The sequence below is a fragment of the Lactiplantibacillus nangangensis genome (genome assembly GCF_005405065.1).
Lineage (GTDB): Bacteria > Bacillota > Bacilli > Lactobacillales > Lactobacillaceae > Lactiplantibacillus > Lactiplantibacillus nangangensis.
Genome location: NZ_BJDI01000004.1, coordinates 163,815 through 175,593 on the forward strand (window position 1 = coordinate 163,815; position 11,779 = coordinate 175,593).

11 protein-coding genes are annotated in these 11,779 nt (G+C 46.2%); 3 read left to right on the top strand and 8 right to left on the bottom strand.

The window, feature by feature from the left end; translation table 11 throughout:
• Positions 1-18 precede the first annotated feature (18 nt).
• Both rpiA and FFM70_RS05630 read left to right on the top strand, forming a co-directional pair.
• Entirely contained in the window at positions 19-702 is a 684-nt protein-coding gene (rpiA, locus tag FFM70_RS05625) for a ribose-5-phosphate isomerase RpiA (RefSeq protein WP_137615870.1), read from the top strand.
• A gap of 77 nt (positions 703-779) precedes the next feature.
• Entirely contained in the window at positions 780-2,111 is a 1,332-nt protein-coding gene (locus tag FFM70_RS05630; RefSeq protein ID WP_137615871.1) for a C1 family peptidase, read from the top strand.
• Between the two features lie 236 nt (positions 2,112-2,347).
• Here the strand turns inward: FFM70_RS05630 and FFM70_RS05635 are convergent, their stop codons facing one another.
• The 3 genes from FFM70_RS05635 to FFM70_RS05645 form a co-directional block, all read right to left on the bottom strand.
• A complete protein-coding gene (locus FFM70_RS05635; RefSeq protein WP_137615872.1) occupies positions 2,348-3,025 on the bottom strand; it encodes a 2,3-bisphosphoglycerate-dependent phosphoglycerate mutase in 678 nt (225 codons plus the stop codon).
• Between the two features lie 118 nt (positions 3,026-3,143).
• A complete protein-coding gene (locus FFM70_RS05640) occupies positions 3,144-4,184 on the bottom strand; it encodes a DMT family transporter (protein ID WP_137615873.1) in 1,041 nt (346 codons plus the stop codon).
• A 79-nt stretch (positions 4,185-4,263) separates the two neighbouring features.
• Positions 4,264-5,217: an AEC family transporter gene (locus tag FFM70_RS05645; protein WP_137615874.1), complete on the bottom strand. Its 954-nt coding sequence runs from the start codon at positions 5,215-5,217 to the stop codon at positions 4,264-4,266.
• A gap of 275 nt (positions 5,218-5,492) precedes the next feature.
• Between FFM70_RS05645 and FFM70_RS05650 the strand changes: the two genes are divergently transcribed.
• Complete coding sequence (locus FFM70_RS05650) at positions 5,493-6,683, top strand: LCP family protein (protein WP_137615875.1); 1,191 nt, start codon at positions 5,493-5,495, stop codon at positions 6,681-6,683.
• 298 nt (positions 6,684-6,981) lie between these two features.
• Here FFM70_RS05650 and accA read toward each other — a convergent pair whose 3' ends face one another.
• Genes accA through FFM70_RS05675 form a run of 5 tightly spaced genes read right to left on the bottom strand, consistent with a single transcriptional unit; the run spans position 6,982 to position 11,248 of the window.
• The gene (gene accA, locus FFM70_RS05655) at positions 6,982-7,755 is read right to left on the bottom strand and encodes a carboxyltransferase subunit alpha (protein ID WP_137615876.1); all 774 of its coding nucleotides are present in this window, start codon (positions 7,753-7,755) and stop codon (positions 6,982-6,984) included.
• Positions 7,748-8,554, bottom strand: a complete 807-nt coding sequence (locus FFM70_RS05660) for an acetyl-CoA carboxylase carboxyltransferase subunit beta (protein WP_137615877.1) — start codon at positions 8,552-8,554, stop codon at positions 7,748-7,750. Before FFM70_RS05660 ends, accA begins: the two co-directional genes overlap by 8 nt.
• Complete coding sequence (locus FFM70_RS05665) at positions 8,551-9,873, bottom strand: acetyl-CoA carboxylase biotin carboxylase subunit (protein ID WP_137615878.1); 1,323 nt, start codon at positions 9,871-9,873, stop codon at positions 8,551-8,553. Before FFM70_RS05665 ends, FFM70_RS05660 begins: the two co-directional genes overlap by 4 nt.
• A gap of 2 nt (positions 9,874-9,875) precedes the next feature.
• Positions 9,876-10,265, bottom strand: a complete 390-nt coding sequence (locus FFM70_RS05670) for an acetyl-CoA carboxylase biotin carboxyl carrier protein (protein ID WP_137615879.1) — start codon at positions 10,263-10,265, stop codon at positions 9,876-9,878.
• 11 nt (positions 10,266-10,276) lie between these two features.
• Positions 10,277-11,248 (bottom strand): beta-ketoacyl-ACP synthase III, encoded by a 972-nt coding sequence (locus FFM70_RS05675; protein WP_137615880.1) that lies wholly within the window; start codon positions 11,246-11,248, stop codon positions 10,277-10,279.
• Positions 11,249-11,779 lie beyond the last annotated feature (531 nt).

An 11,779-nucleotide genomic window follows, 5' to 3' on the forward strand; every position in this document is an offset into this window, starting at 1 on the left:
TAAGGAGTAAACACACTTATGAATCAAGATCAATTAAAGCAACTGGTCGGTCAAAAAGCCGTGGAATACATCAAAGATGGCATGCAAGTTGGACTGGGGACTGGCTCAACCGTAAAATTCATGGTCGATGCCCTCGGTGAACGGGTTAAAAACGAGCATCTTAATATCGTCGGCGTTTCAACTTCTGAACGGACCGCTGCCCAAGCTAAAAGTCTTGGTATTCCGATGAAATCCGTCGATGAAGTCGATCACCTTGACCTGACCATTGACGGTGCCGACGAAATTTCGGCTGACTTTCAAGGGGTCAAGGGTGGCGGCGCTGCCTTACTATTTGAAAAAATCGTGGCAATCAACTCCGATAAAGTGATGTGGATCGTCGACGAAAGTAAGATGGTCGATCAACTGGGCGCCTTTGGGTTACCAGTCGAAGTGATTCCTTATGGGAGCCAACACGTTTTCGAAAAAATGGCTGCCAAAGGCTACCATCCAGTCTTCCGAAAAGTTGACGGTGACTTTGTCCGCACTGATTCTAATAATTATCTCATTGACTTACACCTTAACCCAATTACCGACCCTCACGCTTTGGCCGAAGAGCTGATCCACATGGTCGGCGTCGTTGAACACGGCCTCTTTCTCGATATGGTCAACACGGTTATTGTCGGTCATGAAAACGGTCCCGAAGTCATCACAGCCCGACCTTAACGACTAAAATTCCGGAACACTTGCCGGAATCACATTTTATCGATACAATTAAAATAAGATTAAAGGAGTGTGATTTTTTGAGTAAAGCAATTAGTATGGATCAAATCGCAAATTTTCAAGCAGATTTAGATCAACGCGCTGAAGCGAAAGTCATCGAACGTGCCGTTACCAAAAATGGTATCTTAGCCAGCAGCCAAGATACCCAAGCCATGAGTCAAACAACCCCCGTATTTTCCATTGATTTGGATACTGGTAGTGTGGCTAACCAAAAACAAAGTGGTCGTTGCTGGATGTTTGCCGCATTGAACACGATGCGTCATTCGTTAGCTGACCGTTTCAAATTAAAGAACTTTGAATTATCACAAAACTATACTTTCTTCTGGGATAAATTCGAAAAAGCGAACTACTTCTACGAAAACGTCTTGGCTACTGCTGATCAACCAACCAGTAGCCGTAAAGTTGCTTGGTTAATGACTACGCCACAACAAGATGGTGGTCAATGGGATATGCTCGTTGCCATTATCCAGAAATACGGGATCGTGCCAAAGAGCGTTATGCCAGAAACTTATAACAGTTCAAAATCTGCTGAAATTAACAGCACTTTGAACTTAAAGTTACGCAAAGACGCCGTTGAATTACGCGAATTAGTTGCTGCCAAAGCGACTGATGACCAAATTCAAGACCGTAAAGAAAAGATGTTAAATGAAGTTTACCGGATGTTATCTTATGCCTTCGGCGAACCCGTTAACGAATTCGACTGGGAATATCGCGATGATGATAAAAACTATCATATCGACCAAGGTTTAACGCCACAAAGCTTCTTCAAGAAGTACATTGGCTGGAACTTGGACGACTACGTTTCAATCATCAACGCCCCTACTGATGACAAGCCATACAACCACACTTACACTATCGAAATGTTGGGTAACGTTCTGGGTGGCCGTGAAGTTAAGCATTTGAACGTTTCAATGGCTGACTTCAAACAACTCGCCATCAAACAACTCCAAGCCGGCCAATCGGTTTGGTTTGGTTGTGATGTTGGTAAATCATCTGACCGTCAAAAAGGTGTCATGGCAACCGACGTTTACGGGACCGACGAATTATTCGACGTTGATCTCTCAATGTCCAAAGCTGAACGTCTCGATTATGGTCAAAGCTTGATGACCCACGCGATGGTAATCACTGGTGTTGACTTGGTCAACGGCCAACCTACCAAGTGGAAGGTCGAAAACAGCTGGGGTGACAAAGTCGGCGAAAAGGGCTTCTTCGTGATGAGTGATGCCTGGATGGACGAATATTGCTACCAAGTAGTTGTCAACAAACAATTCTTATCCGACGACCTCAAAGCTGCACAAGCAGAAGAACCAACTGTTTTAGCTCCTTGGGATCCAATGGGTGCGTTAGCTTAATTGCTAAATCATTAAAAGCTGCTCTTAGTCAATCAATCTTGATTGGCTAGGAACAGCTTTTTTCTGTCTGCTAAAGATTTTAGAACGCTGGTAAAACCCTTTATGCCAGCCATTTCCATCTTCGGCTGTCACTGTTTAACAGTTTCAGACAATACAGTCACACATTTAAAATACTGTAAACAACCAGAAAATAAAAAAAGTTACCGTTAGTCGTTCCACTAACCAGCAACTTCTATCTAAATTTCATCTTTACCAAGTACCTGTAATTGTGAATCTAAATGATATTGAATCGGCACCCCATTGGCCACTTCCACACCATCGATACCGGCGTCACTAATATGCTCTAAATACTTGATTAGTGCCCGTAAAGTACTCCCATGGGCTACAATCAATTGATTCTCGCCGGCCAACAACCGTGGCGCAATCACATCGATCCAATAAGGCATAATACGGTCATAGGCCATCTTCAAGCTTTCGCCACGTGGTTCGACCGCTGGGCCATACTTGGTATACCGCCGATCATGACTCAACTCAGTGGGCGCCAATAATGGGGGCACTGTCTCAAAGCTGCGTCGCCATTGTTGGACTTGGGCTTTTCCATAAAGCCGCCGCGTCTCATCCTTATTTTGACCACGCAAAGCACCATAATGACGCTCATTAAGTCGCCATGTCTTATATTCTGGCAGCCACAACTGATCGACTTCTCCCAAAATAATATTGGCCGTGACAATGGCCCGCTTTAAAACGGAAGTATGGACTGCGCCAAATTGGATGCCCGCTTCACGCAGCCGCTTACCAGCATGGTGCGCCTGTTGAATACCGACAGCCGTCAAAGGCACATCGCTCCAGCCAGTATACGTATTGTCACGGTTGGCCGTACTTTCACCATGGCGTACAATTACCAATTCTGTCATAAATTCTCTCCACCTGTCGCCTTGAATAGCTCTATCATAATCGATTTTATGGGGCAAACGCAAGTTACCTCAAAGAAAAAGGCTTGAGCTTTTCAACTCAAACCTCGTTAATTTAGACTTAATCTTCTTGTTCAGAAATGGCATTCGAATGGGTTGCCACCTGTTCATGCAACGTCGCTTTCGCTTGAGCGGCTGCCGCAGCTTTAGCAGCTTTCCCCATTGTACTGTCGCGTTCCTTGAACCGGTTCCCAACAAAGGTCACCACTGATCCAATTAAAATCACGACGATCCCGACAATGGTCGTTGGCAGAATCTTTTCATGCAAGATCAACGCTGCCAGAATTGGTGCCAGCCCTGGTTTGATGAAAAAGACCAACGATGCCGTTGAGACATCGGTTTTTTCCATCGCTAAGAAGTAGAAGGCAAAGCCCCCACCAGTAACACAGACACCGATAAAGAATAATAGCCAGAAATAATTCATATTAACATTCGTTAAAACCGGAATGGCGGCAAATTGACGTAAGCCGATTGACCGTAAGCCACTCGCAACTGCCGGAATCTTTGTGATCCAAGCAATGACTAATAATTCGAAGGCGCCGGCAAAAAAGGTGAAACACGTCATGGTTAACCCATTTAGGCCTCGTTTAATCGACCCATACCGTGAAACGATACTGTATAACCCGAATGTAATTGCCGAGCTAATGGCTAACACTAACCCCAAGCCATTGGTTAAATGGGCAGGATTGACAATGATCAATAACCCAATCACCGAAATCACCACGGAGATCAAGTTTGACCGACCTAAGCGTTCGTGGAGAATCAAGTATGAAAACAGTAACGCAAAAACGGGATTGCAACTGAAGAGCACGGCGACCGTTGACGCTTGGTCAACCGTAATCGCGAGCTGATACAGTGACATACTAATGATGACACAGACTAACCCAGTGAGGCCAAATAACCGCCAATCAGCACCCACCAACTTTCGACCAGTTTGCTTTAACGCGCTCAGTGCAAACGGCAATAACACTACCGCCCCAATAAAGAACCGAATCAAGTTTAATTGAATCGGATTAAATGCGCTACCTGCCATCTTTAGGGCAATTTCCATCGAGCTAAACATCAACGTCGAAATTGCAATGTAAAGATATGCTTTCTTCACGAATCGTTCGCTTCCCTCTTAATAAAAATTTAATAGTCAACGGCGTCTAGTATAGCACCATTTTCAGTAAACTTTCAAATTAATGAATGAAATTTGACTGGACAATCATCATTAAAATTGGAATCACAATCAAGCTAAGCAAAGTCGTTTCCGTCACCATAACCGCGGCATAGTCCGCATCCGCACCGTATAGTTTGGACACAACCGGGGCATTCGTCATGACCGGCATCGCCGATTGCAAGATGAAAACTTGTTTCATTTCAACTGGCATCGACATTGGAATCAACATTAAGGTCATTAGAACGGGCGCAAAGATGAACCGCCCCAACAAAATCCCGATACTGTCCTTGTCAAAACGCATACTGCTGAGACCAGCATTGGCCATCGAAATCCCAATAAAGATCATCGACAGTGGCACGGTTAATCCACCGATATAAGTGAAGTCTTGCATCAGAAAGTTTGGCAATTGGATATGGCACAAGACGAGAACGACCCCGATCATAAAGCCCAACAATGGTGGCGAAAAGATTTTTGAGAGGGTTTGCTTCAAATCAAATTTAGCACTACCGACCCCATCGCGTTGAATCAAATAGACGCCTAACGTCCAAAAAATCGTGGTATTAGCCATGTAATAGACTAAAACGTAGGGTAAAGCGCTATTCCCAAATAGCGCTTCATTAACAGGCAACCCAATGAACACCGTATTCGAATTCAAGAACATTGATGAAAATAACCCGCGATGTTCCTTTTTAATGTTCAACGCCCGCATGACCCCAAAGGACAGCCCAAAGAGAATCGCCATATTCAACACGGGAAAACGTAGTCCCGGTAACGTCGATAACAGCTTTTGCGCCGTAAAATCCTTGGTAATCGTGGCAATCATATATGCGGGTAATGCGATCTGCGTCACAAGTCGGGCAACTAATTTAGTTGAATCTTCACTAAACCAGCCCCATGACGCCAGTAAGTAACCCAACGCAATCATCACAATAATGATGACAACGCCCTGAATACTATGTAAAAAGATAGCCATAACTGCTGACACCTGCCTTCAAAAATAATAATTCCATGAGAATTATTCAAGTATACCACTGTTTTTCATGGGCTTGTAGTTGGTTTAATCCTGCAAACGTTTGACTCCGAGCACAAATTTACTTATAGTATTCTATAATTGTGTTCGGTTGAGAACAGTCTACGGTCTAACCATTGATTGTTAAAATCTTCTTAAATCAACCGTTTTTAACAACGAAATATTGATAATCGGCATAGAATGAGACTAGTGAAAATACGAGATAATGAGGAACTAATATGTCAGAAAATAACAATGAACCAATGGGTCCTCGACAGACCCGCTATCGTAAACGGCAACGACAAAATCCACATATCAAACCACATAAGCGACAACCATGGATTCTAATCGTCATTTTGATTATCGTTGCGATTGGTTCCGCTGCGTCGTTTTGGGGCATTAAGACTTGGAACAATGCCAAGAATACGATGAATACCACTTATGAAGCAACTGGCTCGACCAAGCTACGTAATGTGGATGCCGTCTTGAAAAAAGGTAAACCATTCTCCATCTTATTACTCGGAACTGATACGGGAGCATTGGGACGTGGGAAGACTTTTTCTGCACGGACTGATACCATGATTGTTGCCACCATCAATCCTAAAAAGGAAAAGATGACGTTGACTAGTATCCCCCGTGATACGTTAGTTAATATTAACGGGCAATCCCAAAAAATCAACGCCGCTTATACAATTGGTGGCGCGAGTGGTGCGGTTAAATCGGTTCAAAAGTTACTTAACTTCCCAATCGATTTCTACGTACTCATTAACATGGGTGGCCTGAAGCAGATTATTTCTGCCATGGGCGGGGTCACGATCACACCGAAGATGACCTTTAAGTATGGCAACGCAGATGTTAAGAAGGGTGTTAAAGTCAAGTTGAGTGGCGCGGCGGCTTTGGATTACTCACGGATGCGCTACGATGATCCATTGGGTGACTATGGTCGTCAAAAACGGCAACGCCAAATCATCATGGCAATGGTCAGTCAATCGAACTCACTTGGCTCAATTGCTAATATTGAGAAAATTACGAAGAAGCTCTCAACGAACATGCGGACCGATTTAACTTGGAACGATATGGTCGCTTTAGATACGAAGTATAAAAACGCTTCGCATCATGCTAAGACTTATACGCTACAGGGGACGGATGCCACAATTGATGGCCTTTCCTATCAGGTGGCTTCCGCCTCGGAACGCTATAAGGCTTCTAAACATATCCGTAAAGACCTGCAACTTTCCACCGATAGTTTGACGCTGGATTACTTCCAAACGACGGCAGCCATTACGACCGGTGATAGCAGTACCAGTTCCTCGTCGTCATCTGACTCAACGACGACAACAACGACGGATGGCACGACTACTGATAGCACTCAGACAAACGATGCAACAACGACACAAGACAATACGACTACTACGCAACAGGGTTATTAATATAAAAATCGGTCATCACACGTTTTCTAATCACGTGTGATGACCGATTTTTTTTGCGTTTTGGCTTTGATTGCCGCCTCCGGTCGCCGCTGATAACATGCGGTCGCGGGACCGGGTGAAGACTGAAAAACGCCACCTTCACGACCGATGCTATCAGCGACGACCTCCGGCTATTTGAGTGTTTCAACTGATTGACTGATTTAATAATAGCAACCAATAGGATCAAAAAACATAACTAATAGTAATCCCGAAAGAGCCTCGCATCTAACGTAGAAATCGTTATCTTTGATAACTGCACTTACCCCTGAGGCCACCAGTCCATAAAATCTTTAAACTTCGCTTCACGTTGGGCAATCAGATCAATTGCCGACTGCTTTTGCAACTCAGTTACGGTGTCTTGAATTCTCTGGCAAAGCATATCCACCAATGTTGCTTGCCGATGATCAATCACATCATCCACTAAGCCCCGCTGCTGTAGTTCACTTGCTGTCATCGGCAATAAGTCGATGGCTTCGCTCACACTCTGTTGGCCGTGCAAGATTGCCGCCACGGCTTCTGGTGACGCTACGTTAAACAAACTGTCATCTAACATCATGACGACATTCGCGTTGGCAAAAGCTAAGGCCCCACCGCTATGCCCTTCACCTAAGAAAACGACCATATTGGGCACTGTTAATTGGCCCATTGCCGCAATCATATCCGCAATGGCTTGGCTCTGACCATAGCGTTCCGACTTCGGGCTGGCATCGGCACCCGGCATATTGATCAGACTAACCACTGGCAGCCCAAACTTTTCAGCATGCTGAATGACGCGCAAAGCGGTGCGATAACCAGCAACGGTCAACGCCCCACCATTCTTTTGTCGGCGGGTGGTCAAATCATGGCCCCGGTCAATCCCCAAGACTGTCAGCCCTTGTTGTTGCGTGGTGCGCCCAAAACCAGCAATCAACGCTGAATCATCACCTAATAAGCGATCACCATGCTGCGCAACAAAGGTTGGTAACAAGGCTTTGATAATTGTCGGCGCACTTACACGGTCAGCCGCCCGTAACCGGCGCAATCTTTCATCCATGTTGTGGCCTCCCCGACTGTTGATAACTGGCTAAAATAGTGACCAAGTAATCACGTAATTGTGGTCGCGCCACGACCGCATCCAACTGACCTTGTTCAAGTAAACTTGTTGCCGATTGAAAGCCAGCCGGTAACACGGTTGGCATCGTCTGTTGAATCACGCGGGCACCGGCAAAACCAATCTTAGCCCCGGCTTCTGCCACAATGATGTCACCTTTAAAAGCAAAGCTAGCCGAAACGCCACCCATCGTGGGATCGGTTAGGACCGTGATCAAGGGTAATTTTGCCGCTGAAAAGCGGGCCACTTCAGCTAGAATCAGATTCATCCCAACTAACGCATACAGCCCTTCTTGCATCCGCGCGCCGCCCGATGCCGTAACCATAATCACTGGCACTTGACGTTGGCGCGCTTGTTGTAGTGCCGCAATAATTTTGCGTGTCACCGTCGTATTCAATGTTCCCATCATGAAATGTGAATCCATGACAATCAACATGGCTGGCCAATTAGCCAACCTTGCCCAACCGGTCGTGACGGCTTCAGCTTGGCCAGTTGTTGCTCGCGCCTGAGCTAATTTTTCAGTATAATTTGGAAAATGTAATTCATCTTGCGTGGTCATACCTGAATTGAGTGCCTCAAAGCTTTCAGGATCAACGAGTTGTGTCAGTCGTTCGTTGGCCGTCAAGCGTTGCCAATAATGGCAATATGGACACTGTTGCCAGCGCCCCCACTGGGATTGGTGCACATGGCGACCACATGCGGGGCAGCTCGTCCAAGTGCCTGCTGCTGGATAATGACTCATTTTTCGGCCTCCCACTGCGCTAAACTGTGAATCGAATACGTATCACGAGCATAAGCTGGCCGTGCGACCATCGCTTGCAAAAAAGCTAAATTGGTCGTCGGACCAACCAGCTTAACTGCAGTTAAAGCCACCTGTAATTTGGCAACCGCGGCTGGGCGGGTTGGCGCCGTCACCATCAACTTCGCAATTAAGCCATCATACCTCGTGACAAAGTGATCACCAGCCCGATAGCCAGTATCGACCCGCACATCCTTTGGCCAGATCAGCTGACGAATCAAGGTCTGGTGCAAGGGCAAACTCGCCGTAATACGAGCTTCAATCGCAATACATTGTGGTTGCAAGCCAATCGTGACCGGTAATTCTAACCTTACGCCAGCGGCCTGCTTCAACTGAGCCACGACAATGTCCACGCCCGTCGTCAATTCAGTGACCCCATGTTCAACTTGTAGGCGAGTATTCATTTCCATGAAGTAAAAGGCCCCATCCGCAAATAAATACTCAATCGTTCCCAAGCTTTGATAGTTCAACTCAGCTAGTAATTGCCGAGACAACCGATACAATTCCTGCCGTTGCGCTGCTGTCAAAATGCTTGCCGGACTTTCTTCTAAAACTTTTTGTTTATGTAACTGCAAACTACAGTCGCGATCGCCTAAAATATACAACTGGTTGCCGGCACCCAGCACTTGCACCTCAATGTGTCGCGCATTCGGCAAAAAATGTTCCAAATACATAGCATCGTTCAAAAAAGAGGCGGCCGCTTCTTGACGAGCGCTGCGTAATTGTTGATGGAGCGCTTGGGCATCTGCCAAGACCCGAATGCCCTTGCCACCACCACCATGGCTAGCTTTTAAGACTAACGGAAAGCCCATTTTGAGTGCCATCTGCTTAATCTCTGGCCAAGCCAAACCTTGAATCGACGCCCCAGCGAGTACTGGTACGGCTTGTTCACGCGCATAGTCCTTGGCTAACGATTTATCACCCATAAGCCTGATTTGAGACGCTTTTGGCCCAATCCAGGTAATGCCACATTCGGCACACATGGCCGCAAAATCCGCGTTTTCCGCTAAAAAGCCATAGCCGGGATGAATCGCATCGGCGTGGGTGTTAATGGCCGCCATTAAAATCGCCTCCGCATTTAAGTAGGACTGTGCTGCCGGCGCCGGGCCAATACAAACGACTTCATCCGCTAATTGGGTATACCAAGCATGACGGTCTGCTGTTGAGCACACCGCCACCGTTTTAATATTCAATTGTCGACAGGCTTTGATAATCCGTACGGCGATCTCGCCCCGATTAGCAATGAGCAGCTTGTGAAACATTCCTACCGATCCTCTCGCATTTTAAATAATGATTGTCCAAATTCAACTGCCGCACCATCTTCAACTAAAATTGCCGTAAGTATGCCTGCTTGTGGACAAACTAATGGATTAAATAATTTCATGCTTTCAATTTGGCCGAGTTCCTGCCCTTTAGTAACCGTTTGGCCGACACTTAAATCGGGCGACAAATGCATGACACCCACCATTGGACTCGTGATCGATTGCGCCTCATCTGCGGGAGCAGTCTGAGAAACAGCCAACTTTGCCGGCACTTCAGCAACGGACGCTTGCCGGGAAACTTCAATTTCCAAGTCGCCGGCTTTAACCCGAATTTGCTGATAGCCTTGGCGGTCATATTTTTCAACTAAACGATCCAAATCTTTTAAATCCATCGTCGTTCCCTCTATTTCTGAATTAAAATCGAGCCGTAAGCGAGCCCACCACCAAATGCCGTCAATAAAACGGGGCCAGTTAACTGGTCAAACACTGAGGCCAACGCCATTGCCACGCCCGCTGATGACGTATTGCCAAATTTTTGGACATTATGTGGAAATTTAGCCATCGGTAAGTCTAACTTGGCTGCAATCTGTTCAATGATGCGTAAGTTGGCTTGGTGACAGATCACATATTGAAGGTCTTTCGGCGTCACCTGGGCCGTTTGCAGCAAAGTCGTCATTTGCGTTGGCACAACAGTTGTCGCAAATTTGAAAACTTCACGACCAGCTTGGTAAAATGCATCCGTTTGTGGATAATTCGAAGCGCTGATTGCCGTAATTGGCTGAACCCGACCAGAATGAATCACGGTCGCATTCCCTTGTGTCTGTAATTTTTCGGCTAAAATACTATTTTCAGCTGGTTCAGTGGTCGGTTGTAACAAAACACCACCAGCCCCGTCACCAAAGAAAACCGCCGCTGTACGGTCTTTGAAATCCATCATCTTAGAGTTCACTTCTGCACTAATGACCATCACATTTTGATACTGTCCACTGCGAATAAATTTGTCAGCAGTCGACAGGCCAAAGGTGAATCCCGCACAAGCGGCACTCATATCAAAGGCAAACGCATTATCAGCGCCAATGTTGGCCTGAACTAAACAAGCCGTGGCTGGTGTCAGTGCATCCGGCGTGATCGTCGTCACAATGATCAAGTCAATGGCACTAGCCGCTAAACCACTCTTAGTCAATAGTTGTTGGGCAACCTGAGTCGCTAAGGCTGAGGTGTTTTCATCGTCCATGGCAAAATGCCGCGTCACGATACCCGTGTGCGCTTGAATCCATTCATCAGATGTTTCCATAATTGTTGCTAATTCATCATTGGTGACCACACGCTGTGGGACATATTGCCCAGCGGCGGTGATTTTACTATAGATTGCCATGTGCTGACCCCCGTACTTTCCGACGCAATATAATTATGTTCATTGGTTTAATTTTATCAATAAAACGCGTCAGGTCAAAGTTTGCGTTTGAAATTTAGTCAAATCCTTAGAGAAGCGCCATAAAATGCCCATTCGTTACCGTGCTTGGTTCGATAAATAACTTTATCAGGCAAAGCAACGCGCTGTCAGATCCATCCGACAAACAGTTCTCATCAAATCTTAGGTACGGGTACGCCCTTATCCAGAATTATCATAAGAATTTTACACTATCGTGGCTTGAAATGATTTGCCGTCGCAGTACGCTCTTGCCCCCCAAGCCAACTAATCTTGCCAACACAGCACATCAATTTTGACTGACTAATCACTCAAAACAGTTGACTAGCTGGAGGTTGTTATTGATAACATCGGCCGTGTGGGTGGCGTTTGACCGGCGATTTTCCGGGCTTACACCACGGACCGGCCGGGAGACTTGCGGTTTAGGCAAGGCTTCCGGGCGAGGGTCAAGACGTTCCTCAGGCTTGACCCGGTCCC